Raw genomic sequence first — 23,028 nt, 5'->3', positions numbered from 1 at the left:
ATGCTGGTATTTCAGGCAATAAAAAGCCCCGCCAGGCTTTCACCGGGCGGGGCTTTTTAATGGCTTCAGGAATTACACGAGTGGTTTAGGCTCGTGCTCTTTTTCCTGGGCTTCTTCGCGCTGTTCAACCGCGTCCTGAACGGAGCGTGGTGCTTCAGCGATCACCGCTTCAACCGATGCTTCTTCCGCGACCGGGGCAGGGGCTGCCTCGATCACTTCAGCCGCAGCGGCTGGTTCGGCAGCCACTGGCGCTGCAGCGGCAGCCAGTTCGGCTTCCTTCTGCAAACGCTCGGCTTCACGCTTGCGACGACGCACTTCACGCGGGTCGTTTGGCGCACGGCCGTTTGGCGTCAGGGCGCTGACCGGAGCCGGAGCTTCAACCACAGGGGCTGGCGCTTCGACTGCGGCTGGTGCTTCTTCAACCTGAGCTTCGGCAACCGGAGCTTCAACTACTGGTGTCGGCGCCGGTTCTGCTGCTGCAACTACTGGTTCGGAAACCATGGCCTGCGGTACTTCGGCTTCAGCGACTGGCGCTGGAGCTTCGGTGACGGCTGGCTCGGCAACCCAGTTGAACGCAGTCTGCTCTTCGCGAACTTCACGCACGGTTTTGGTCACGTTTTCGCTGACGGTTTCGGTCGCTGGTTCGGATTCGGCAACTGGCGCTTCAACGACAGCTTCCGGTTCGGCAGGCGCTTCAACCTGAGGCTGAGCTTCGCGGACCGGGGCGACTTCGATTTCCGGTGCAGCAGTCACTTCCACTGGAGTGGTGGCTTCGACAACCGGCGCTTCGACTGGAGCGGTTTCCAGTGTGGCGGCAGTGGCGCGTTCAGCCTGCTCGTGAGCTTCGGCTTCTGCCGGAGCGCTGATGGTGCTGCTGGCAACGGCAGCGGTGACAGCCAGGCCAGCGGCCAGATCGGCAGTGCTTGGCTCGCCAGCGTTTTCAGCGGACTCGGATTCTTCCGAACCTTCGATCACGTTGCCGTTGGCATCACGTTGACGCTCGCGACGGTTGCTGCGACGGCGCTGACCACGGGAGCGACGACGTGGACGATCGCCTTCGGCGTTGTCCTGACCGTCTTCCGGCAGTTGCTCTTCGTTGTTGCTGTTCACTTCTTCTTCAGCAACGGCAGCAGCGGCCTGCTCGGCACGCGGTTGACGCTCTTCACGCGGCGGACGCGGGGCGCGTTCTTCGCGTGGCTGACGGGCCGGACGCTCTTCAGCGGTCACGGCAGCAACAGCAGCGGCTGCGGCTGGCACGGCGTCCAGTGGCTCGCGCAGTTCACGTACGCGTTCTTCACGCTCGCCACGCGGCTTGCGATCTTCACGCGGTGCACGCGGTGCACGTTCTTCACGCGGGGCACGTGGTGCGCGCTCTTCGCGGGCTATCGGCGCTTCGCTGCGGGTTTCACGCGGCTCGCGGGCTTCGCGTGGCTGGCGCTCTTCGCGCGGCTCGCGTGGTGCGCGCTCTTCACGTGGAGCACGTTCTTCGCGTGGCTTGCGTTCTTCATCACGACGACCGTTGCGGTTGCGGCTCTGCTGACGACCGTTGCGACGCTCTTCGTTGCGGGCAGGACGCTCGGTGGCAGCCGGTTTCGCAACGGCAACCGGTGCGGCTGGCTCTTCCTTGGTGGCGAACAGGCTGACCAGCGACTTCACCAGACCCTTGAACAGGCTTGGCTCAGGCGCGGCAACTGGTGCTGGAGCTGGTGCGGCAGGTGCAACTTCAGTCGGCACCGGTGCGTTGGCACGGGCCGGCGCAGTTTTCACTGCAGCTTCCTGGCGAACCAGAGTGCGGGTCGCAGCGGCTGGCTGGACTTCTTCGACTTCGGCAGCGGCGGCAGCGATTTCGTAGCTGGACTGGTTGGTCGCGGCTTCCGGGCTGTCGTCACGCAGGCGCTGAACTTCGAAGTGCGGCGTCTCGAGGTGATCGTTCGGCAGAATGACGATGCGGGCACGGGTGCGCAGTTCGATCTTGGTGATCGAGTTGCGTTTTTCGTTGAGCAGGAACGCGGCGACCGGGATCGGCACTTGCGCGCGAACTTCGGCGGTGCGGTCTTTCAGGGCTTCTTCTTCGATCAGGCGCAGGATGGCCAGCGACAGCGATTCAACGTCACGGATGATGCCGGTGCCGTTGCAACGCGGGCAGACGATGCCGCTGCTTTCGCCCAGCGATGGACGCAGGCGCTGACGGGACATTTCCAGCAGGCCGAAACGCGAGATGCGGCCGATCTGCACGCGGGCGCGGTCAGCTTCCAGGCATTCGCGGACTTTCTCTTCCACGGCGCGCTGGTTCTTCGCCGGGGTCATGTCGATGAAGTCGATGACGATCAGGCCGCCGATGTCGCGCAGGCGCAACTGACGGGCGATTTCTTCGGCGGCTTCAAGGTTGGTCTGCAGCGCGGTTTCTTCGATGTCGCTGCCTTTGGTGGCGCGCGCCGAGTTGATGTCGATGGACACCAGGGCTTCGGTCGGATCGATGACGATGGAGCCGCCGGAAGGCAGTTCGACGACGCGCTGGAACGCGGTCTCGATCTGGCTTTCGATCTGGAAACGGTTGAACAGTGGCACGCTGTCTTCGTACAGCTTGATCTTGCTGGCGTACTGCGGCATCACCTGGCGGATGAAGGTCAGGGCTTCGTCCTGGGCTTCAACGCTGTCGATCAGCACTTCGCCGATGTCCTGGCGCAGGTAATCGCGGATGGCGCGGATGATCACGTTGCTTTCCTGGTAGATCAGGAATGGCGCGGAGCGATCCAGCGAGGCTTCTTTGATGGCGGTCCACAGTTGCAGCAGGTAATCAAGGTCCCACTGCATTTCTTCGCTGCTGCGGCCCAGGCCGGCAGTGCGCACGATCAGACCCATGTCGGCCGGAGCAACCAGACCGTTCAGCGCTTCACGCAGTTCGTTGCGTTCTTCGCCTTCGATGCGACGGGAGATGCCGCCGGCACGCGGGTTGTTCGGCATCAGTACGAGGTAACGACCGGCCAGGCTGATGAAGGTGGTCAGGGCGGCGCCCTTGTTCCCACGTTCTTCTTTCTCGACCTGAACGATGACTTCCTGGCCTTCGCTCAGGACGTCCTTGATGTTGACGCGGCCTTCTGGGGCTTTCTTGAAGTATTCGCGGGAGATTTCTTTGAGGGGCAGGAAGCCGTGGCGCTCGGAGCCGAAATCGACAAAGGCAGCCTCAAGGCTTGGTTCGATGCGAGTGATACGGCCTTTATAGATGTTGGCCTTCTTCTGCTCGCGTGCACCGGATTCGATGTCCAGGTCGTAGAGGCGTTGGCCATCTACCAGTGCAACACGCAACTCTTCGGGTTGAGTTGCGTTAATCAGCATTCTTTTCATGTAGTACCGTCGGTTTCCGGGCTGCCGGAAACGGCGTTCGGCACACACGACTTCTCACGGTCGGTGTCAGGTGCGTCGGGAGTGGTTGGCCATTCCCGTGTCCAGCGATGTGCGGCCAATTGGGCCGATACCGCGACGTACGCGTCCTGCTTGCTGTGGCTACTTAAGCACTCAGTCAGGAGGAGGAATCAACCAGCGGCTGTGGACGAGATGAAGCGTCTTGATCAAAGCTTGTTGCTACACAGTCCGGCGGTTGTGCATCTCCACCCTACACGTATCCCTGATAATTCGGGTGCTGCCGCGCGCAGAATCCGCAGCGGGTTGGCATTTACCGTGAGCTCCGAAAGGGGAGGTCACGCATCATGGCTAATTCAGGCGATGTTTCCGAAGCAATCGCTCGGGGTCATTCGCAGTCGACTGCACTTTGTGAACTGGCCTCGAATGTCGCCTGCCTGGCGAGTCAGAACTCTGCCCGGCGGTGTAATTCAGGCCTCATGTCACCTGCGCTCGTTACAACCGCAAACTCCACCGTTACGTAGCGAAAGCCCCGTAGGACGGCCTCGCGCCCTGGTGAATTGCGTTGGTCAGGGCCGGTCTTTGACCGTGGTTCCGCTGTCCAGGCCGCTTTTGGCGGCGTTCGCGACTATAGCAGCAATGATTAAGTGCTTCAATTCCATAAAAATTGTTATCATCCGCGGCATGACAACTACTGCCCCTTCGACTCCAGGCGTTCAACTGCTTGAAGTCTCGCCGGAGTATGCCGGCCAACGAATCGACAACTTTCTCCTCGCCCGGCTCAAAGGCGTGCCCAAGACCTTGATTTACCGCATTTTGCGCAAAGGCGAAGTGCGCGTGAACAAAGGTCGGATCAAGCCCGAATACAAGCTGCAGGCCGGCGACATCGTGCGCGTGCCGCCGGTTCGCGTGCCTGAGCGCGACGAACCGGTGCCGCTGGCCCAGGGGCTGTTGCAGCGCCTGGAAGCCTCGATTGTCTTCGAAGACAAGGCCCTGATCGTCATCAACAAGCCCGCCGGCATTGCGGTTCATGGCGGCAGCGGGCTGAATTTCGGCGTGATCGAAGCCTTTCGTCAGTTGCGTCCCGACGCCAAGGAACTGGAGCTGGTTCACCGTCTCGACCGTGACACCTCCGGCCTGCTGATGATCGCCAAAAAACGCAGCATGTTGCGCCACCTGCACGAGCAGTTGCGCGGCGATGGCGTAGACAAGCGCTACATGGCGCTGGTCCGTGGCAACTGGGCAACCTCGATCAAGCAGGTTCGCGCACCGTTGCTCAAGAGCAATCTGCGTTCCGGCGAGCGCATGGTCGAAGTCAATGACGAGGGCAAAGAAGCCCTGACGCTGTTCAAGGTGCTGCGCCGCTTCGGTGATTTTGCCACCATGGTCGAAGCTAAACCGGTTACCGGTCGTACCCACCAGATTCGCGTGCACACCTTGCATGCTGGCCATTGCATTGCCGGTGACAGTAAGTATGGCGACGAGGATTTCACCAAGGAAATCCGCGATCTGGGCGGTAAGCGTCTGTTCCTGCACGCTTACATGCTGACGGTGCCGCTGCCCGACGGCGGCAAGCTGAATCTGCAAGCGCCCGTCGATGAAATGTGGGCCAAGACCGTGGAGCGATTGAGTGCGCCCATCTGATTACAAGCTGCTGATTTTCGACTGGGACGGCACCCTCGCCGATTCCATCCATCGGATCGTCGAGGCCATGCACTCCGCGTCCGGGCGTTCCGGTTTCGAGCTGCGCGATGACTTCGCTGTCAAAGGCATCATCGGTCTCGGCTTGCCGGAGGCGATTCGCACGCTGTACCCGGAAATCAGTGACGCAGAAATGCTCGCGTTTCGTGAGTATTACGCCGATCACTACATCGCTGCCGAAGCCGTGCCGTCGCCGCTGTTCGAAGGCGTGGTCGAGTCGATGGAGTCGTTTCGCGAGCAGGGTTATCACCTGGCGGTAGCGACGGGCAAGAACCGTCGCGGACTGGATCGGGTGCTCAAGGCCAATGGCTGGGAAGATTATTTCGATATCACCCGCGCCGCCGATGAAACTGCCAGCAAGCCGCACCCTCTGATGCTTGAGCAGATTGTCAGCCACTGCGGCGTACGTCCGGAGCAGGCGTTGATGGTCGGTGATTCGTCGTTCGATCTGCTGATGGCACGCAACGCGGGGATGGATTCGGTGGCGGTCAGTTACGGCGCGCAATCGATCGAGTCCCTGCAACAGTTCGAGCCGCGCCTGTCGATCGACCGTTTTTCTGAATTGCACGCTTGGCTGGGTCAGCAGGCTTAATACGTTTTTGCTGGGGTAGATGGCATGACCGACGAATGGAAAGCACCGGCCAAGGCAAGTGCCGACGACGGTGACGCGAAAAGCTGGAAGCTGTTGGAAAAGACTTTGCTGGCCGGCGTGCAGGAACAACGCCGTTCGCGGCGCTGGGGGATTTTCTTCAAGCTGCTGACGTTTGTTTATCTGTTTGTTGCGCTGCTGCTGTTCACGCCGCTGATGGACATGGAAAAAACCGCCACCCGCGGCCCGAACTACACGGCGTTGATCGAGATCGACGGTGTAATCGCCGACAAGGAGCCGGCCAGCGCCGACAATATCGTTGGCAGCCTGCGTGCGGCGTTCGAAGACAAAAAGGTCAAGGGCGTGGTCCTGCGCATCAATAGCCCGGGCGGCAGTCCGGTGCAGTCTGGCTATGTCTATGACGAGATCAAGCGTCTGCGTGGGTTGCATCCGGAGATCAAGCTCTACGCAGTGATTTCCGATCTTGGTGCTTCGGGCGCCTATTACATCGCCAGCGCGGCGGATCAGATCTATGCCGACAAGGCCAGTCTGGTCGGCTCGATCGGCGTGACGGCGGCGGGTTACGGTTTCGTTGGCACCATGGAAAAACTCGGGGTTGAGCGCCGCACCTATACCTCGGGCGAGCACAAGGCATTCCTGGATCCGTTCCAGCCGCAAAAGCCTGAAGAAACCGCATTCTGGCAAAGCGTGCTGGACACCACGCACAAGCAGTTCATCAACAGCGTCAAGCAGGGCCGTGGCGATCGTCTGAAGGACAAAGAGCATCCGGAGCTGTTTTCCGGGCTGGTCTGGTCGGGTGAGCAGGCGCTGCCGCTAGGCCTGATCGATGGCTTGGGCAATGCCAGTTCGGTGGCGCGTGATGTGATTGGCGAGAAGGAGCTGGTGGACTTCACCGTGCAGGAATCGCCGTTCGATCGCTTCTCGAAAAAGCTCGGCGCCAGCGTGGCCGAGCAGTTGGCGATGTGGATGGGTTTCCACGGGCCTTCGTTGCGGTAAATCGTTTCAAGGTCAGAAGATCGCAGGTCAACGGCAGCTCTTGCACAATCGGTGTAGGAGCTGCCGAAGGCTGCGATCTTTTGCTTTCAAGGGATTTGCACACCCTCGACCAACAACATATCGATCAGGCGAATCAGCGGCAGGCCGATCAGGCTGGTGGCATCCGGGCCTTCGGTCGATTGAAACAGGCTTACGCCCAGTCCTTCGGCCTTGAAGCTGCCGGCGCAGTCGTACGGTTGCTCGATGCGCAGATAGCGCTCGATGCGTGCCTGATCCAGCTGGCGCATGTGCACGGTAAACGGTACGCAGTCGACCTGGCATTGCCCGGTCTGGCTGTTGAGCAGCGCCAGGCCGGTCAGGAAGGTCACGCTCGCGCCGCTCGCCGCCATCAATTGCTCGCGAGCCTTCTCGAAGGTGTGCGGCTTGCCGATGATCTGTTCGCCGAGGACGGCAACCTGATCCGAGCCAATGATCAGATGAGCAGGGTGGCTGTCCGCCAAGGCCCGGGCCTTTTCTTCGGCGAGACGTTTGACCAGATCGATTGCGGACTCGCCCGGGCGGTGGCTTTCGTCGATGTCCGGCGAGCTGCAGACGAACGGCAGGTGCAGGCGGGCGAGCAATTCGCGGCGATAAGTCGAGCTTGAAGCGAGTAATAAAGGCAGCATGGACGTCTCCTGAGGCAGGTGCGGATTCTAGCGGAGGCGCGCAAGTGACGGACAGGGCACAATTTCCTTTGACATGGGTGGGTGCATCCCTATAATGCTGCGCCTATGTTGAATGACCCGATTCCACCTCACGTTGACCCGCGCAAATTGGCTGACCGTGGCACCACCCTTCAAGGTGAACTGCTGCTGGCCGATTTGAAGAGACTCTGCGACCCGCTTTCCGACGATGTCGGTACGGTGCAGGCCAAATTCGTTTTTGAACGAGATGAACGTAAGTCTGTGGTCATCCACAGCTTTATCGACACCGAAGTCAAAATGGTTTGCCAGCGTTGTCTTGAGCTGGTCACCCTGCCGATCCACAGCGAATGCAGTTACGCGGTGGTGAAGGAGGGTGCGAATACCCAGTCGTTGCCGAAAGGTTATGACGTGCTGGAACTGGGCGAAGATCCATTGGATCTGCAGTCACTGATCGAGGAGGAGCTTCTGCTCGCCTTGCCCATTGTGCCTGCTCATCATCCGGAAGAATGCCAGCAGCCGGCGGGAGCAGATGAGCCCGAACCGAGCGAGGACGAGGTAACGCGGTCCAACCCGTTCAGTGTATTGGCGCAGTTAAAGCGTGACCCAAACGTTTAGGAGTTAATCAATTATGGCTGTTCAGCAGAACAAAAAATCCCGCTCTGCCCGTGACATGCGCCGTTCGCACGACGCTCTCGAGGCTAGCACCCTGTCTGTAGAAAAAACCACTGGTGAAGTTCACCTGCGTCACCACGTATCGCCAGAAGGCGTTTACCGTGGCCGTAAAGTGATCGACAAGGGCGCTGACGAGTAATCACTTGTCTGCTCAAGTCATCGCGATTGACGCAATGGGCGGGGACTTCGGTCCCCGCAGCATTGTTCAGGCCAGTCTCGCTTGCCTGTCTGCTACACCCTCGCTGCACCTGACCCTCGTCGGTCAACCCTCCCTTCTTGAAGAACTGATCCACGGCCAGTCGGCTGCCGATCGCGCGCGCCTGACGATTGTCGCGGCGAGCGAAGTCATCACCATGGACGAAAAACCCGCCCAAGCCCTGCGTGGCAAGCCGGATTCGTCGATGCGTGTAGCCCTTGAACTGCTGCGCGATGGCAAGGTGCAGGCCTGTGTCAGCGCCGGCAATACCGGTGCGTTGATGGCCTTGTCACGATTCGTGCTGAAGACATTGCCCGGCATTGATCGTCCGGCCATGGTCGCGGCGATTCCGACGCAGACCGGTTATTGCCAGCTGCTCGATCTGGGTGCCAACGTCGATTGCAGTGCCGAGCACCTGTTGCAGTTTGCGGTGATGGGCTCGGTCGCTGCACAGACCCTGGGTATCGCCCGTCCGCGTGTGGCACTGCTGAATATCGGCACCGAAGACATCAAGGGTAATCAGCAGGTCAAACTGGCCGCCACGCTGTTGCAGGCTGCGCGCGGGATCAACTACATCGGTTTTATCGAAGGCGACGGCTTGTATCGCGGTGAGGCCGATGTGGTGGTGTGTGACGGCTTCGTCGGCAACATCCTGCTCAAGTCCAGCGAAGGTCTGGCGACGATGATTGCTGCGCGGATCGAGGCTTTGTTCAAGAAAAACTTCGCTTCGCGCGCTGTCGGCGTTCTCGCGCTGCCGTTGATGAAGCGTCTGCAGGCCGACCTGGCCCCGGCGCGACATAATGGCGCAAGCTTTCTCGGCTTGCAGGGCATCGTCGTGAAAAGCCACGGATCGGCCGGGGTACAGGGCTTTCAGAGTGCCATTCAACGGGCGCTGATCGAGATTCAAGAGAACCTCCCCGAGCGTCTCCACGGTCGTCTGGAGGAGCTGTTGTCTTAGGCGTTTTCGTCGGACAATGCTTAAATGTGACCGCCCGGTTCAAAGGGCCATCCAAACTGTCAGTTTCTGGCGTCCCCAACGGGGCGTTATTTTCCGACGACAAGATCATTAGGGGCTTGTTACATGTCTGCTTCCCTCGCATTCGTCTTTCCAGGACAGGGTTCGCAGTCCCTCGGCATGCTGGCCGAGCTGGGCGCGCAACATCCGCTGATCCTCGAAACCTTTCAAGAAGCCTCTGCTGCGCTGGGCTACGACCTGTGGGCACTGACCCAACAGGGTCCGGAAGAGCTGCTCAATCAAACCGACAAAACCCAACCAGCCATTCTGACCGCTTCGATCGCCCTGTGGCGTCTGTGGCTGGCCGAAGGCGGCGCGCGTCCGGCGTTTGTCGCCGGCCACAGCCTGGGTGAATACAGCGCGCTGGTTGCCGCCGGCAGCCTGACCCTGGCTGACGCGGTCAAGCTCGTCGAGCGCCGTGGCCAGTTGATGCAGGAAGCGGTGCCGGCCGGGCAAGGCGGCATGGCCGCGATCCTCGGCCTGGAAGATGCCGACGTGCTGGCTGCCTGCGCCGAAGCGGCGCAAGGCGAAGTCGTCAGCGCAGTGAATTTCAACTCGCCGGGCCAAGTGGTGATCGCCGGTGCCAAGGCGGCCGTCGAGCGCGCCATCGAGGGTTGCAAGGCCCGTGGTGCCAAGCGCGCCATGCCATTGCCGGTGAGCGTGCCGTCGCACTGCGAGCTGATGCGTCCGGCTGCCGAGCGTTTCGCCGAATCCATCGCCGCCATCGACTGGCAGGCGCCGCAGATCCCGGTGGTGCAGAACGTCAGCGCACAAGTGCCAGCCGATCTGGAAACCCTCAAGCGCGATCTGCTCGAACAGCTCTACAAGCCAGTGCGCTGGGTTGAATCGGTGCAGACTTTGGCCGCCAAGGGCGCGACCAATCTGGTTGAATGCGGCCCGGGCAAAGTCCTCGCTGGCCTGAACAAACGTTGCGCCGAAGGCGTTTCGACTTCCAATCTCAATACCCCAGACGCCTTCGCTGCCGCTCGCGCAGCGCAGGCCTGAATCAGGAGAAACTTGCATGAGTCTGCAAGGTAAAGTTGCACTGGTTACCGGTGCAAGCCGCGGCATCGGCCAGGCCATCGCGCTGGAACTGGGTCGTCAGGGCGCCATCGTTGTCGGCACCGCGACCTCCGCGTCGGGCGCCGAGCGCATTGCCGCGACCCTGAAGGAAAACGGTATCCAGGGCGCCGGTTTCGAACTCAATGTCACCAGCGACGAATCGGTCAGCGCCGTGCTGGCAGGCATTCAGGAGCAGTTCGGTGCGCCGGTGGCGATTCTGGTCAATAATGCCGGTATCACCCGCGATAACCTGATGATGCGCATGAAAGACGACGAGTGGTACGACGTGATCGATACCAACTTGAACAGTCTGTATCGCCTGTCCAAGGGCGTTTTGCGTGGCATGACCAAGGCGCGCTGGGGTCGAATTATCAGTATTGGCTCGGTAGTGGGTGCCATGGGCAACGCCGGCCAAGTAAACTATGCAGCCGCCAAGGCCGGTCTGGAAGGTTTCAGCCGGGCGATGGCGCGTGAAGTCGGTTCGCGTTCGATTACGGTCAACTCGGTAACCCCAGGGTTCATCGACACCGATATGACCCGCGAGCTGCCTGAAGCACAGCGTGAAGCCTTGCAGACGCAGATTCCGCTGGGTCGTCTGGGGCAAGCTCAAGAGATCGCGTCCGTGGTCGCTTTTCTTGCATCCGACGGTGCGGCATACGTTACCGGGGCTACAATCCCGGTGAACGGTGGGATGTACATGTAAGTAAAATGTGACGGATTGCTTCAAAAAAATGTCATACGAGCTGTCTAAAATCCGTTATAAAGCTGCAATCTATTTATAGGCAGAGGGCCGCAGGGTTTGAGGAGTGAAGCTTTCAGTTGAAAAACTGAAAAGGCTTTCTATACACTTACCCACTGGCCAGCTGCCTGAATTTGTCCATTAGGAGTGAAAACAAGGTATGAGCACCATCGAAGAGCGCGTCAAGAAAATCGTTGCCGAGCAACTGGGTGTTAAAGAAGAAGAAGTGGTCAACACCGCTTCCTTCGTAGAAGACCTGGGTGCCGACTCCCTTGACACCGTTGAGCTGGTGATGGCTCTGGAAGAGGAATTCGAGACCGAAATCCCTGACGAAGAAGCTGAAAAGATCACTACTGTACAAGCTGCAATCGACTACGTTACCAGCCACCAGGCGTAATAGTTTGTAATCGTTGCTTGCTGTCATGGAAAAACCGCACTGCCATCATGGCGTGCGGTTTTTTCTTTAGGCCTGATGCAAAGTCGTCATTTGAAAAAGGAGAGTGCTGTGTCGCGTAGACGCGTCGTAGTCACCGGTATGGGTATGTTGTCGCCACTGGGCACGGATGTGCCGAGCAGTTGGCAGGGCATTCTGGCTGGCCGCAGTGGCATTGGTCTGATCGAACACACCGACCTTTCTGCCTATTCGACCCGCTTCGGCGGTTCGGTCAAGGGCTTCAATGTCGAGGAATACCTGTCGGTCAAGGAAGCGCGCAAGCTCGACCTGTTCATTCAGTACGGCCTCGCCGCAGGCTTTCAAGCCGTGCGCAACGCCGGTCTGGAAGTCACCGATGCCAACCGTGAACGCATTGGCGTGGCCATGGGTTCGGGTATCGGCGGTCTGACCAACATCGAAGAAACCAGCCGCACCCTGCACGAGACCGGTCCGCGACGGATCTCGCCGTTCTTTGTGCCTGGCTCGATCATCAATATGATTTCCGGCTTCCTGTCGATCCATCTCGGCGCACAGGGACCCAACTACGCCATCGCCACCGCGTGCACCACCGGTACGCACTGCATTGGCATGGCCGCGCGCAACATCATGTACGACGAAGCCGACGTGATGATTGCCGGCGGTGCGGAAATGGCTGCCTGCGGTCTGGGCATGGGCGGCTTCGGCGCATCCCGTGCGCTGTCGACCCGCAACGACGAGCCAACCCGCGCCAGCCGTCCATGGGACAAGGGCCGTGACGGCTTTGTCCTGTCCGACGGCGCCGGTGCGCTGGTCCTTGAAGAGCTGGAGCACGCCAAGGCCCGTGGCGCGACGATCTACGCCGAGCTGATCGGTTTCGGCACCAGTGGCGATGCGTTCCACATGACCTCGCCACCCGCCGATGGCGCCGGTGCCGCGCGCTGCATCACCAATGCCCTGCGTGACGCGAAGATCAACGTCGATCAAGTGCAGTACATCAACGCCCACGGCACCTCGACCCCGGCCGGCGACCTTGCCGAAGCCAATGCGATCAAGTCTGTGTTCGGCGATCACGCCTACAAGCTGGCCGTCAGCTCGACCAAGTCGATGACTGGCCACCTGTTGGGTGCGGCGGGCGCGGTCGAAGCGATTTTCAGCGTGCTGGCGATCAACAGCCAGGTGGCACCGCCGACCATCAACCTTGATGAACCGGACGAAGGCTGCGATCTCGATTTCGTTGCGCACACCGCGCGTAACATGGACATCGATGTCGTGCTGTCCAACTCCTTCGGTTTTGGCGGCACCAACGGCACTCTGGCGTTTCGCCGGTTCGCCAGCTGATGGACAGCTGGGTCGACGGTCAACCGGCTGACGCGCTGTCGCTGAAAGATCGCGGCCTGGCTTACGGCGATGGTCTGTTCGAGACCATTGCCGTGCGCAGCGGTCAGCCGGTCCTGCTGGATCGGCACCTGGCGCGCCTGGCCGATGGCTGTGCGCGTCTGGCCATTGCGACCGATCTCGAGCTGGTTCGCCATGAGCTGCTCAGCTATGCCGCTGCGATGGGCGAGGGCGTGCTCAAGCTTATCCTCACTCGGGGTGACGGCTTGCGCGGTTATGCGCCCGATCCTGCGGCGCAGGGCCGACGCATCCTGCAAGGCAATCCGCCGGCAGCGTATCCCGCTGCCCATGCCGAGCACGGCATCCGCCTGTTTCCCTGCAACACGCGTTTATCTACGCAGCCGTTGTTAGCCGGGCTCAAACATCTGAATCGACTGGAACAGGTGCTCGCCCGCGCCGAATGGCAGGACAGCGAGCATGCCGAAGGCTTGATGCTCGATCAGGCCGGGCGCGTCGTCGAAGGTGTGTACAGCAATATTTTCCTGGTGCGCGACGGTGGTCTGATTACGCCCGACTTGAAGCGCTGCGGCGTCGCTGGGGTGATGCGCGCGGAAATATTGTTTCAGGCCGAGTCGCTGGCCATCCCCACGCAAATCGCCGATATCAGCCTCGAACAGCTGCAATGGGCTGATGAAGTGTTTGTCTGCAACAGCGTTTATGGCGTCTGGCCGGTACGCGCCTGTGCTGCACTGAGCTGGCCGGTTGGCCCGCTCACCCGTAAACTGCAAACCATTGCCCGCGCGCTACTGGATGCTTGATTCGTGAGACGTAAACTTTTGCTGCTGCTGGAAACCGGACTGGTTCTGGCAGGGCTGCTGTTGGGCGCCAGCGCCTGGAAAATTCATTCGGCGCTGGAACAGCCCCTGAACATCCCGCAGGAACAACTGCTGGATGTGCCGAAAGGCTCTACACCGACCCGTACCTTCCTTGAACTCGAAACCGATGGCGTCATCAAGGACGCGTTCTGGCTGCGCGTCTACTGGCGCTTCAATCTCGCCGGCACACCGATTCACAGCGGCGAATACCGCATGCAGCCGGGCATGACCGTCAACGGTCTGATCGATTCGTGGAAGCGCGGCGACGTGGTTCAGTACAGCCTGACCCTGGTCGAAGGCTGGACTTTTCATCAAGTGCGCGCCGCCCTGGCCAAGGACGACAAGCTCGAGCAGACCCTCAATGGCCTGAGCGACAGCGACGTGATGGCGAAGATCGGCCACAAAGGCTTGTTCCCGGAAGGTCGGTTTTTCCCGGATACCTATCGCTTCGTGCGCGGCATGTCCGATGCCGAGCTGCTGAAAAAGGCCTTTGATCGTCTCGATGAAGTGCTCGCCAAAGAGTGGGCGCAGCGTTCTGCCGATGTGCCTTACAGCGAACCTTATCAAGCGCTGATCATGGCCTCGCTGGTCGAGAAAGAGACTGGCGTTCCGCAGGAGCGCGGGCAGATTGCCGGCGTCTTTGTACGGCGCATGGCGCTGGGCATGCAGTTGCAGACCGATCCGACGGTGATTTATGGCCTCGGTGATCGCTACACCGGCAAACTGACCCGCGCACATTTGAAAGAGCCGACGCCTTACAACACCTACGTGATTCCAGGCTTGCCGCCGACGCCGATTGCGATGGTCGGGCGCGAAGCGATTCATGCTGCGCTCAACCCGGTGGAGGGCAGCAGCCTGTATTTCGTCGCCCGTGGCGATGGCAGCCATGTGTTCTCCGATGATCTGGATGCGCACAACAACGCGGTGCGCGAATACCAGCTCAAGCGCCGTGCCGATTACCGTTCCAGCCCGGCACCAGTAACCGCGCCGGCCACCGATGAGGCCATTCCGGCGGCCTCGCCGAACACCGCGCCCGAGGCGCTGCCGCAAGTGCCGTCGCAAGAACCTGCGCCAGCCCCGGAACCGGACGCCGCTGCACCACAGAACGCGCAATGACTTTGATGAAGGACTGCCTGTGACTGGCTTGTTTATTACCCTGGAAGGCCCGGAAGGCGCGGGCAAGAGCACCAATCGCGAATACCTCGCCGAGCGCCTGCGCGCCGCCGGTATCGAAGTGCTGCTCACCCGTGAGCCTGGCGGTACACCGCTGGCCGAACGGATTCGTGATGTCCTGCTGACCCCGGCCGACGAAGTGATGCACCCGGACGCCGAGCTGTTGCTGGTGTTCGCCGCGCGGGCCCAGCATCTGGCAGAGGTGATTCGCCCGGCGCTGGCGCGTGGCGCCGTGGTGCTGTGCGATCGTTTCACCGATTCAACATACGCCTATCAGGGCGGCGGTCGTGGTTTGTCGCTGGAACGCATCGCCACCCTGGAGACTTTCGTGCAGGGCGACTTGCGGCCCGATCTGACCTTGATTTTCGACCTGCCCGTTGAAATCGGCCTGGCCCGCGCCAGTGCCCGTGGTCGGCTGGACCGGTTCGAACTCGAAGGCCGGGCGTTTTTCGAGAACGTGCGCAATGCGTTCCTGAAACGCGCCGAAGCCGACCCGTCGCGCTACGTGCGCATCGATGCCGGTCAGCCATTGGCCAAGGTGCAGCAATCGCTGGACACCTTGCTACCGAATTTGCTGGAGCTGGCCCGTGGCTGAGGCCTATCCATGGCAGGACAGCCTCTGGCAGCAACTGGCCGGCCGCAGTCAGCATGCTCACGCGTACCTGCTGCACGGTCCGGCCGGTATCGGCAAGCGTGCGCTGGCCGAGCGCTTGATGGCCAGCCTGCTGTGTCAGCGCCCTACGCCTGAGGCGTGCGGCGAGTGCAAATCCTGTCTGCTGCTCAAGGCCGGCAGTCATCCGGACAATTACATCCTGGAGCCGGAAGAGGCGGACAAGGCGATCAAGGTCGATCAGGTTCGTGATCTGGTCAGTTTCGTCGTGCAGACCGCGCAGCTCGGGGGGCGCAAAGTGGTGTTGATCGAGCCGGTCGAGTCGATGAATATCAACGCTGCCAACGCCTTGCTCAAAAGTCTTGAAGAACCGTCCGGCGATACCGTGCTGCTATTGGTCAGCCACCAGCCGAGCCGTTTGTTGCCAACCATCAAGAGCCGTTGCGTGCAGCAGGCCTGCCCGCTGCCGGGCGAGGCGATGAGCCTGCAATGGCTGGCCCAGGCGCTGCCGGATTGCGCGGAGGAAGAGCGCGTCGAACTGCTGACCCTCGCCGCCGGGTCGCCGCTGATGGCGGTCAGCCTGCAATCGCAAGGTGTGCGTGAACAACGTGCACAAGTGGTCGAAGGCGTGAAGAAGCTGCTCAAGGGACAACAATCGCCGACGCAACTGGCGGAAGAGTGGAAAAGCATTCCGATGCTGCGTCTGTTCGACTGGTTCTGCGACTGGTCGAGCCTGATCTTGCGCTATCAACTGACTCAGGACGAAGCCGGCCTCGGCCTGGCCGATATGCGCAAGGTCGTGCAGTACCTGGCCCAGAAAAGCCCGCAGGGTAAAGTGCTGGATATTCAAGACTGGATTCTCGCCCAGCGACAGAAAGTGCTGAGCAAGGCCAACCTCAATCCGGCCCTGTTGCTGGAAGCATTGTTGGTGCAATGGGTGGTATTGCCTGGTCAAAGATAAGAATGTGTACCTAGACTCTGAAGATCAGCAGTGGAGGTGAACATGATTGAACCTGTCAGCCCGGGGCCGCGTAACGGCATCTTGTCCCTGACCATCAAGGACAAGTCGGTGCTCTACGCCGCCTACATGCCGTTCATCAAGAACGGTGGTCTGTTCATCCCGACCAACAAAAGCTACCGGTTGGGCGACGAGGTGTTCATGTTGTTGCACCTGATGGATGAAGCGGAAAAAATTCCGGTCGCCGGCAAAGTCGCCTGGATCACCCCCAAAGGCGCACAAGGCAATCGCGCCGCCGGTGTCGGCGTGCAGTTCAATGACGGCGACGACACCGCGCGCAGTCGCATCGAAACTCATCTGGCCGGAGCGCTGAAATCCGACCGTCCCACTCATACGATGTAAGTTGCAGTCCTTTTTATGCTCGTAGATTCCCATTGTCACCTTGACCGTCTCGACCTCGCCGCCCATGACGGCTCGCTGGATGCCGCACTTGCTGCGGCCCGCGAGCGCGGGGTCGGACACTTTTTGTGCATCGGCGTCAGCGCCGACAACGCCGCCGACGTCAAAGCCCTCGCCGAGCGTTATGACGACGTCGATTGCTCGGTCGGCGTGCATCCGCTGGATGTGCAGCCGGGCGCGGCACCGGCGCTGGATTGGCTGCTGCACGAACTCGATCACCCGAAAGTGGTGGCGATCGGCGAAACCGGTCTCGACTATCACTACGAGCCGGAAGCTGCCGAGTTGCAGCAGGAGTCGTTTCGCCTGCACCTGCAAGCGGCGCAGCAGACCGGCAAGCCGGTGATCATCCACACTCGCGGCGCCCGTGCCGACACCCTCGAACTGCTGCGCGAAGCGGCGCTGCCCCAGGCTGGCGTGTTGCATTGCTTCACCGAAGACTGGGACATGGCCAAAGCAGCGCTGGACATGGGTTATTACATTTCCCTGTCGGGCATTGTTACGTTCCGCAATGCCGACGCCTTGCGTGACGTGGCGAGCAAAGTGCCGGCCGATCGCCTGCTGGTGGAAACCGATTCGCCGTATCTGGCGCCGATTCCGTATCGCGGCAAGCCGAACCTGCCGCAGTACGTGCGCGAAGTGGCGGAGTTTCTGGCGATGCTGCGTGGTGAGAACTACGAGCGCTTTGCCGAGCAGACCACGGAAAACTTCAAGCGCTTGTTCCCGCTGGCGAGTGTTAAATCTGCCGTATGACCGCAGGCCAAATCGCAGGCAAAAAAAACCCGGGTTCTGGGGGGTGAATCCGGGTTAAGACCATTAGGAGTAAAACAAAGGCACGCGGTCCGTTGGTACCTTTACCGGCACGACACTTGGGGGAGATGTCGCCCGACAGTTCAAGTATTGATCAGTCTGGCGTGCAGTCCAGTGAGCGGGTCGGGGTTTTTAAACAAATTTGGAATACGTTTGCTTCAGTTGAGTTCTCATTGCACCCGATTCGTTCTCGAAATGAACAAGAAACACAGATTTGGTCGATGAACCGTGCTTTTTTGCGCAAGTTAGGCATAATACGCGGCTTCGAATTTTGACCCTTCAGACCTTTTTCTTATGCATAAAGAACCTCGTAAGGTCCGTGAATTTCGTCGCCGCGAGCAGGAAATTCTCGATACCGCGCTCAAGCTGTTCCTCGACCAGGGTGAAGACAGTGTCACCGTCGAGATGATTGCTGATGCCGTGGGTATCGGCAAAGGCACGATCTACAAGCACTTCAAATCCAAGGCCGAGATCTACTTGCGCCTGATGCTCGATTACGAGCGCGATCTGAACGAGCTGCTGCATTCGGCCGATGTCGACAAGGACAAGGAAGCGCTGTCCCGCGCCTACTTCGAATTCCGCATGCGCGACCCGCAGCGCTATCGCCTGTTCGACCGTCTCGAAGAGAAAGTGGTCAAGGGCAATCAGGTGCCGGAGATGGTCGAGGAACTGCACAAGATCCGTGCCTCGAACTTCGAACGCCTGACCCTGCTGATCAAGGGTCGCATCAGCGAAGGCAAGCTCGAAGACGTGCCGCCGTACTTCCACTACTGCGCATCCTGGGCGTTGGTGCACGGCGCGGTGGCGCTGTATCACTCGCCGTTCTGGAGCAACGTGCTGGAAGATCAGGAAGGCTTCTTCCAGTTCCTGATGGACATCGGCGTGCGCATGGGCAACAAGCGCAAGCGCGACCCGGAAACGCCGAGCACATAAGTCATTCAGCGGGCTGATTGCGCCGTGTTTTCACAACATGGCGCAATAGCACAGGAATATACTCAGGCATAGGGCTTGCTAAAACCTGATTTCTCAGTCAAGTTTTGCTCGCTCGATTTTCTTTCGCCGGAGTGTTTCATGATCGTTGACCGTCAAGGCAGGCGTTTTCGCAATCTGCGCATCAGCCTGACCTCTGCCTGCAATTACGCCTGTACCTACTGCGTGCCCAACGGCAAGCGGTTGGTCGCTGCGCAGGATGAGCTGTCGGCCGAAGCCATGGCGCGCGGCGTCGAATACCTGATCGAAGCGGCCGGCATCGAGCGCCTGCGCATCACTGGCGGCGAGCCACTGGTCAGCCCCAAACTCGAATCGTTCATGACTGCCGTCGGCCAGATGGGCCTCGACGACATCAGCCTGACCACCAATGGTCAACTCCTCGCGAAAAAACTGCCGCTGCTGGTCGATGCCGGTCTGCGTCGAATCAACGTTTCCCTCGATACTCTTGATGCCGCTGCGTTTCGCAGCATCGCTCGTGGCGGCGATCTGGCCAGCGTGCTCGAAGGCATGGATCAGGCTGCCGCCGCCGGGATGAAGATCAAGGTCAACATGGTGCCGTTGCGCGGGCAGAACCTCGATCAGGTCATGCCGCTGCTCGACTACTGTCTGGAGCGCGGCTTCGAACTGCGTTTCATCGAGCTGATGCGCATGGGCCATCTGGCCAAGGATTCCAATGCCTTCCTGCAGCAGTTCGTCAGCCTTGAGCAGTTGCTCGGCCTGATCGGCGAACGTTATGAATACGCCCAGACCGACGCACCGGTGGACGCCACGGCTGTGCGCTATGCGATTCCCGGTCGCGGCACTTTCGGGGTGATCGCCAACGAAAGTGTGCCGTTCTGCCGCACTTGTTCGCGCTTGCGCCTGTCATCGACCGGTTGGCTGCATGGCTGTTTATCGTCGAGCAACCGCCACTATGTCGGCGATCTGCTCGACAAGCCGCGCCACCAGGCGTTGCCGGCGCTGCAACGTTTGCTGGTCAAGGCGTTGGGTGACAAACAGGAGGTGGCGTTCTCTGGCGGCGCTACTGTCATGAAGATTATTGGCGGTTGAACAACGGCTTTCGCGAGCAGGCTCGCCCCACATTTGGAATGCATTTCAATTGTGGGAGCGAGCCTGCTCGCGAATGCCTCTATCACTGAATTTGTCGAGCTGGCGCAAAAGCTGCATTCAACGGCCATTCGCCGGTTTTCCGACACCGGCTTCTGGAGGAATAGGATGCGTAGCCTGGTTTTGCTGCTGGCCGTTTTGGCGCTTGGCGGCTGCATGAATGTCAGCGATATGGCCGAAGGCACTCGCTATCACATGAGCGATGCGGGGCTTCTGGACCATAGCGACAGCCGCCGGGTGAACAATCTCCGCATTCAGCCGGACTCGTTCATCTTTATCGCCCAGGGCGCGTTCGCGCCACCGGGTGGTTCCTATCCACGGCCGAACGTGGTCGCCGAAGAAGCCTTCAAGGGCTTTGTCGAATACTTCCCGATGGTCCGCCGCGCCCGTGCGCCGGAAGGCCTCGACCAAGCCATGGGCGAAGCCCGTGATGCCGGGGCGCATTACCTGCTCTACACACGTTTCGCCAAGGCTGATGACCGCATCGGCAACTCCGACGAGTGGCTGGACCAGGAAGCCGTGGATCGCCTCGGTATCGATGGCGGCGTGATTCAGATCATGTTGATCGAGACCAGCACCCAGTATTTGATTGATACTGCACGGATCAAGAGTCGTGGCGGTTTACTGACGTTCCATGATTCCAAACCCGAAGACCTCATCGGTCCGCCGCTGGCGCAATACGCACGCAGCCTGCTGGGGATCGGCGACCAGTAATCAAGGAGTACGCCATGAGTGACCCGCAAACAGCCAATGACCTGCTGGGGCAGATCCCCAAGACCAAAGGCCTGCCACCGGTGCATTTGTGGAACCCGGATTTCTGCGGCGACATCGACATGCGCATTGCCCGTGACGGCACCTGGTACTACCTGGGTACGCCGATCGGGCGCAAGCCGATGGTCAAACTGTTCTCCACCATCATCCGCCGCGACGGCGATGATTATTTCCTGATCACCCCGGTCGAGAAGGTCGGGATCAAGGTCGATGACGCGCCGTTCGTGGCGGTTGCCGTTGACGTGCAAGGCGAGGGCGAGGCGCAGGTTTTGCGCTTTACCACCAACGTCGAGGAAACCACCGAAGCGGGGACTGAGCATCCGCTGCGTGTCGAGATCGATCCTGAGACCCAGGAGCCTGCGCCCTATGTGCATGTGCGCAGCAACCTTGAAGCGCTGATTCACCGCAATGTGTTTTACCAGTTGGTGGAACTGGCGGTGAGCCGCGAGATTGATGGCCAGCGCTGGTTGGGCGTGTGGAGCGGCGGCGAGTTCTTTCGCATCGGCCTGGAACCCTGACACAACATCAAAATGTGGGAGCGAGCCTGCTCGCGAACGCGGTGTATCAGTCGCCAGCAATGTTGACTGACACGACGCTTTCGCGAGCAGGCTCGCTCCCACAATGGTTTGTGCAAGCTAAAAAAAATCCGGTTGACTGTTATTCGTATGATGATTAGCGTAGGCACCCATCGCGATTCGCCTTGAGGTGTACATGTCCAGCAGCTTTCATGCGTCAACCGTTGACTGGCTGGGCAGCTGGATTGCGGCCGGTCAGGTCAAGCCGGGGCAGACCATCAAGGTCGAGGCGGATCTGGGCGAGCAGCTTGGCGTCAGCCGCACAGTGATTCGCGAAGCCATCAAAACCCTCGTCGCTAAAGGCATGCTCGAAGTCGGACCGAAGGTCGGCACGCGGGTGTTGCCAGTACGGCGCTGGAATCTGTTCGATCCGCAGGTGGTGGGTTGGCTATCGCGCAATGGGTTGCCGGAAAACTTCGTAGATGACCTGCTGGATTTGCGCCGCACCATTGAGCCGATGGCGGTGCGCTGGGCCTGTGAGCGGGCGACACCGGAGCAGATCGAAGCGGTACAACTGGCTTTCAATGCGCTGGAACGTGCAGTCGACAGCGGCGTTGATTACAACCGTGCCGACCAGGCCTTCCACGAATGCATTCTTGCCGCCAGCCATAATCAGTTCATCGAACAAATGGTCCCGGCCCTCGGTGCGTTACTGGCGGTGTCGTTCGAAGTCTCCGCCGCCGACCCCGATGAACTGCGCCGCACCTTGCCGATCCATAAAGACATGGCCGATGCCATCGCCGCGCGCGATTCGACCCGTGGCGTGTGGGCGTGCATGACCTTGATCGACAATGCCGATCTGGCGATAAAACGCTTTTACCCGAAAGTCATGGCGGACCGCAAAGCCAGCTAAGACCGAAAATCCCCTGTGGCAGCGAGCCTGCTCGCGAATGCGTCAGGTCAGATACATCATCATTGACTGACACGCCGCCTTCGCGAGCAGGCTCGCTCCCACATTGGAAACAACAAGAACATGAAGGATTCCAGATGACCTGCACCGCCCTGACCCAACACCGCGCGCAACTCGGCGAAGGCCCGTTCTGGGATGCGCCGACCCAGGCGTTGTACTGGGTCGATATCGCCGGTAAACAAGCGTTGCGCCTGATCGGCCAGAACGTGCAGATCTGGCAGATGCCCGAGCACATCTCCGCCTTCATTCCCTGCGCCAGCGGCGATGCACTGGTGACGTTGAGCAGTGGTGTCTACCGGCTCGATCTCGATTCGCCCGGCCTCGAGCCACGCTTGACGCTGTTCTGCGTCGCCGACCCGCAACCGGGCAACCGCCCCAACGAAGCCCGTTGCGATGCCTTGGGCCGGTTGTGGTTGGGCACCATGCAGAACAACATCGGCGAGCACGGCGAGGATCTGCCGCTGGCGCGCCGTTCCGGCGGCCTGTTCCGTATCGATCCCGATCAACGCGTCACACCGCTGCTGCTCGGCCTGGGCATCCCCAACACCCTGCTGTGGAGTGACGACGGCACCACGCTGCTGTTTGGTGAAAGTCTCGAAAGCACGCTCAATCGATATTTCATCCGCACCGACGGCAGTCTCGATGCTCCGCAGGTGTTCTACTCGTCCGATCAACACGGTGGTCCCGATGGCTCGGCGATGGACGCTGAAGGCTACGTGTGGAATGCACGCTGGGACGGCAGTTGCCTGCTGCGCCTGACGCCGGACGGGCAGGTGGATCGCAAAATCGATCTGCCGGTCAGTCGCCCGACCAGTTGTGTGTTCGGTGGCGAAGACTTGCAAACCTTATTCATCACCAGCGCCAAGAGTCCACTGAATCATCCATTGGATGGCGCGGTGCTGAGCATGCGCGTCGACGTTGCAGGAAAACTCTGTACGCGTTTTGCTGGCTAGATCCCAAAATATGGGATGCAAAATTATATATTGAGATTATTTGGCGGTCGGGTTTATAG

At 60.2% G+C, this 23,028-nt stretch carries 24 protein-coding genes; 22 read left to right on the top strand and 2 right to left on the bottom strand.

Annotated elements, in window-relative coordinates:
- Window positions 1-72: 72 nt before the first annotated feature.
- Window positions 73-3,345: a ribonuclease E gene (gene rne / locus AB4N85_RS14260; protein WP_252868090.1), complete on the bottom strand. Its 3,273-nt coding sequence runs from the start codon at window positions 3,343-3,345 to the stop codon at window positions 73-75.
- Window positions 3,346-4,044: 699 nt separating this feature from the next.
- Here rne and rluC point away from each other — a divergent pair.
- Genes rluC through sppA form a run of 3 tightly spaced genes read left to right on the top strand, consistent with a single transcriptional unit; the run spans window position 4,045 to window position 6,667 of the window.
- Window positions 4,045-5,004 carry a 23S rRNA pseudouridine(955/2504/2580) synthase RluC gene (gene rluC, locus AB4N85_RS14255; protein WP_016770994.1) on the top strand — a complete coding sequence of 320 codons (960 nt, stop codon included), beginning with the start codon at window positions 4,045-4,047 and terminating at the stop codon, window positions 5,002-5,004.
- Window positions 4,991-5,653 (top strand): HAD-IA family hydrolase, encoded by a 663-nt coding sequence (locus AB4N85_RS14250; RefSeq protein ID WP_252868089.1) that lies wholly within the window; start codon window positions 4,991-4,993, stop codon window positions 5,651-5,653. The genes rluC and AB4N85_RS14250 overlap by 14 nt, the downstream gene beginning before the upstream one ends.
- 24 nt (window positions 5,654-5,677) lie before the next feature.
- Window positions 5,678-6,667 carry a signal peptide peptidase SppA gene (gene sppA / locus AB4N85_RS14245; RefSeq protein ID WP_056788236.1) on the top strand — a complete coding sequence of 330 codons (990 nt, stop codon included), beginning with the start codon at window positions 5,678-5,680 and terminating at the stop codon, window positions 6,665-6,667.
- Between the two features lie 86 nt (window positions 6,668-6,753).
- On the opposite strand, the gene AB4N85_RS14240 is transcribed toward sppA, so the two are convergent.
- A complete protein-coding gene (locus AB4N85_RS14240; protein ID WP_071173215.1) occupies window positions 6,754-7,332 on the bottom strand; it encodes a Maf family protein in 579 nt (192 codons plus the stop codon).
- A gap of 105 nt (window positions 7,333-7,437) precedes the next feature.
- Between AB4N85_RS14240 and AB4N85_RS14235 the strand changes: the two genes are divergently transcribed.
- The 19 genes from AB4N85_RS14235 (at window position 7,438) to AB4N85_RS14145 (ending at window position 22,969) form a co-directional block, all read left to right on the top strand.
- On the top strand, window positions 7,438-7,965 hold the full coding sequence (locus AB4N85_RS14235) for a YceD family protein (protein WP_003204262.1): 528 nt from the start codon (window positions 7,438-7,440) through the stop codon (window positions 7,963-7,965).
- 13 nt (window positions 7,966-7,978) lie between these two features.
- On the top strand, window positions 7,979-8,161 hold the full coding sequence (rpmF, locus tag AB4N85_RS14230; protein ID WP_003179396.1) for a 50S ribosomal protein L32: 183 nt from the start codon (window positions 7,979-7,981) through the stop codon (window positions 8,159-8,161).
- 4 nt (window positions 8,162-8,165) lie between these two features.
- A complete protein-coding gene (gene plsX / locus AB4N85_RS14225; RefSeq protein ID WP_082530305.1) occupies window positions 8,166-9,176 on the top strand; it encodes a phosphate acyltransferase PlsX in 1,011 nt (336 codons plus the stop codon).
- Between the two features lie 123 nt (window positions 9,177-9,299).
- Window positions 9,300-10,238 carry an ACP S-malonyltransferase gene (gene fabD, locus AB4N85_RS14220; protein WP_056788244.1) on the top strand — a complete coding sequence of 313 codons (939 nt, stop codon included), beginning with the start codon at window positions 9,300-9,302 and terminating at the stop codon, window positions 10,236-10,238.
- A 16-nt stretch (window positions 10,239-10,254) separates the two neighbouring features.
- Window positions 10,255-10,998, top strand: coding sequence for a 3-oxoacyl-ACP reductase FabG (fabG, locus tag AB4N85_RS14215; RefSeq protein WP_016770989.1), 744 nt, complete (start codon window positions 10,255-10,257; stop codon window positions 10,996-10,998).
- 196 nt (window positions 10,999-11,194) lie between these two features.
- Window positions 11,195-11,431, top strand: coding sequence for an acyl carrier protein (gene acpP / locus AB4N85_RS14210; RefSeq protein WP_003175607.1), 237 nt, complete (start codon window positions 11,195-11,197; stop codon window positions 11,429-11,431).
- Between the two features lie 108 nt (window positions 11,432-11,539).
- The gene (fabF, locus tag AB4N85_RS14205; RefSeq protein WP_252868088.1) at window positions 11,540-12,784 is read left to right on the top strand and encodes a beta-ketoacyl-ACP synthase II; all 1,245 of its coding nucleotides are present in this window, start codon (window positions 11,540-11,542) and stop codon (window positions 12,782-12,784) included.
- Window positions 12,784-13,599: an aminodeoxychorismate lyase gene (gene pabC, locus AB4N85_RS14200; RefSeq protein ID WP_252868087.1), complete on the top strand. Its 816-nt coding sequence runs from the start codon at window positions 12,784-12,786 to the stop codon at window positions 13,597-13,599. The genes fabF and pabC overlap by 1 nt, the downstream gene beginning before the upstream one ends.
- Window positions 13,600-13,602: 3 nt before the next feature.
- On the top strand, window positions 13,603-14,772 hold the full coding sequence (mltG, locus tag AB4N85_RS14195; RefSeq protein ID WP_095181624.1) for an endolytic transglycosylase MltG: 1,170 nt from the start codon (window positions 13,603-13,605) through the stop codon (window positions 14,770-14,772).
- 19 nt (window positions 14,773-14,791) lie between these two features.
- Entirely contained in the window at window positions 14,792-15,424 is a 633-nt protein-coding gene (gene tmk / locus AB4N85_RS14190; protein WP_016770985.1) for a dTMP kinase, read from the top strand.
- On the top strand, window positions 15,417-16,400 hold the full coding sequence (locus AB4N85_RS14185; protein ID WP_252868086.1) for a DNA polymerase III subunit delta': 984 nt from the start codon (window positions 15,417-15,419) through the stop codon (window positions 16,398-16,400). Before tmk ends, AB4N85_RS14185 begins: the two co-directional genes overlap by 8 nt.
- Window positions 16,401-16,442: 42 nt before the next feature.
- A complete protein-coding gene (locus tag AB4N85_RS14180; protein WP_016770983.1) occupies window positions 16,443-16,799 on the top strand; it encodes a PilZ domain-containing protein in 357 nt (118 codons plus the stop codon).
- A 15-nt stretch (window positions 16,800-16,814) separates the two neighbouring features.
- Window positions 16,815-17,606, top strand: a complete 792-nt coding sequence (locus tag AB4N85_RS14175; protein ID WP_252868085.1) for a TatD family hydrolase — start codon at window positions 16,815-16,817, stop codon at window positions 17,604-17,606.
- A gap of 351 nt (window positions 17,607-17,957) precedes the next feature.
- Window positions 17,958-18,596: a TetR/AcrR family transcriptional regulator gene (locus AB4N85_RS14170; protein ID WP_016770981.1), complete on the top strand. Its 639-nt coding sequence runs from the start codon at window positions 17,958-17,960 to the stop codon at window positions 18,594-18,596.
- A gap of 138 nt (window positions 18,597-18,734) precedes the next feature.
- Window positions 18,735-19,703 carry a GTP 3',8-cyclase MoaA gene (locus AB4N85_RS14165; protein WP_252868084.1) on the top strand — a complete coding sequence of 323 codons (969 nt, stop codon included), beginning with the start codon at window positions 18,735-18,737 and terminating at the stop codon, window positions 19,701-19,703.
- A gap of 165 nt (window positions 19,704-19,868) precedes the next feature.
- Window positions 19,869-20,474: a DUF4823 domain-containing protein gene (locus tag AB4N85_RS14160; RefSeq protein ID WP_016770979.1), complete on the top strand. Its 606-nt coding sequence runs from the start codon at window positions 19,869-19,871 to the stop codon at window positions 20,472-20,474.
- Window positions 20,475-20,488: 14 nt separating this feature from the next.
- A complete protein-coding gene (locus AB4N85_RS14155; protein WP_041479438.1) occupies window positions 20,489-21,049 on the top strand; it encodes a DUF1285 domain-containing protein in 561 nt (186 codons plus the stop codon).
- Window positions 21,050-21,242: 193 nt separating this feature from the next.
- Window positions 21,243-21,959, top strand: coding sequence for a FadR/GntR family transcriptional regulator (locus AB4N85_RS14150; RefSeq protein ID WP_041479437.1), 717 nt, complete (start codon window positions 21,243-21,245; stop codon window positions 21,957-21,959).
- 134 nt (window positions 21,960-22,093) lie between these two features.
- Window positions 22,094-22,969, top strand: coding sequence for an SMP-30/gluconolactonase/LRE family protein (locus AB4N85_RS14145; protein ID WP_252868083.1), 876 nt, complete (start codon window positions 22,094-22,096; stop codon window positions 22,967-22,969).
- Window positions 22,970-23,028: the final 59 nt, after the last annotated feature.

The sequence above is a fragment of the Pseudomonas sp. H1_G08 genome, assembly GCF_054681355.1.
The sequence above is the reverse complement of the archived record's forward strand: the minus strand, read 5'-3'. Positions and strand labels throughout refer to the sequence as shown.

Coding starts and splice junctions, on each gene's coding strand:
- rne (WP_252868090.1), bottom strand. CDS start 3,345: ATGAAAAGAATGCTGATTAACGCAACTCAACCCGAAGAGTTGCGTGTT.
- rluC (WP_016770994.1), top strand. CDS start 4,045: ATGACAACTACTGCCCCTTCGACTCCAGGCGTTCAACTGCTTGAAGTC.
- sppA (WP_056788236.1), top strand. CDS start 5,678: ATGACCGACGAATGGAAAGCACCGGCCAAGGCAAGTGCCGACGACGGT.
- AB4N85_RS14240 (WP_071173215.1), bottom strand. CDS start 7,332: ATGCTGCCTTTATTACTCGCTTCAAGCTCGACTTATCGCCGCGAATTG.
- AB4N85_RS14235 (WP_003204262.1), top strand. CDS start 7,438: ATGTTGAATGACCCGATTCCACCTCACGTTGACCCGCGCAAATTGGCT.
- rpmF (WP_003179396.1), top strand. CDS start 7,979: ATGGCTGTTCAGCAGAACAAAAAATCCCGCTCTGCCCGTGACATGCGC.
- fabD (WP_056788244.1), top strand. CDS start 9,300: ATGTCTGCTTCCCTCGCATTCGTCTTTCCAGGACAGGGTTCGCAGTCC.
- fabG (WP_016770989.1), top strand. CDS start 10,255: ATGAGTCTGCAAGGTAAAGTTGCACTGGTTACCGGTGCAAGCCGCGGC.
- acpP (WP_003175607.1), top strand. CDS start 11,195: ATGAGCACCATCGAAGAGCGCGTCAAGAAAATCGTTGCCGAGCAACTG.
- pabC (WP_252868087.1), top strand. CDS start 12,784: ATGGACAGCTGGGTCGACGGTCAACCGGCTGACGCGCTGTCGCTGAAA.
- AB4N85_RS14180 (WP_016770983.1), top strand. CDS start 16,443: ATGATTGAACCTGTCAGCCCGGGGCCGCGTAACGGCATCTTGTCCCTG.
- AB4N85_RS14175 (WP_252868085.1), top strand. CDS start 16,815: ATGCTCGTAGATTCCCATTGTCACCTTGACCGTCTCGACCTCGCCGCC.
- AB4N85_RS14170 (WP_016770981.1), top strand. CDS start 17,958: ATGCATAAAGAACCTCGTAAGGTCCGTGAATTTCGTCGCCGCGAGCAG.
- AB4N85_RS14165 (WP_252868084.1), top strand. CDS start 18,735: ATGATCGTTGACCGTCAAGGCAGGCGTTTTCGCAATCTGCGCATCAGC.
- AB4N85_RS14160 (WP_016770979.1), top strand. CDS start 19,869: ATGCGTAGCCTGGTTTTGCTGCTGGCCGTTTTGGCGCTTGGCGGCTGC.
- AB4N85_RS14155 (WP_041479438.1), top strand. CDS start 20,489: ATGAGTGACCCGCAAACAGCCAATGACCTGCTGGGGCAGATCCCCAAG.
- AB4N85_RS14150 (WP_041479437.1), top strand. CDS start 21,243: ATGTCCAGCAGCTTTCATGCGTCAACCGTTGACTGGCTGGGCAGCTGG.
- AB4N85_RS14145 (WP_252868083.1), top strand. CDS start 22,094: ATGACCTGCACCGCCCTGACCCAACACCGCGCGCAACTCGGCGAAGGC.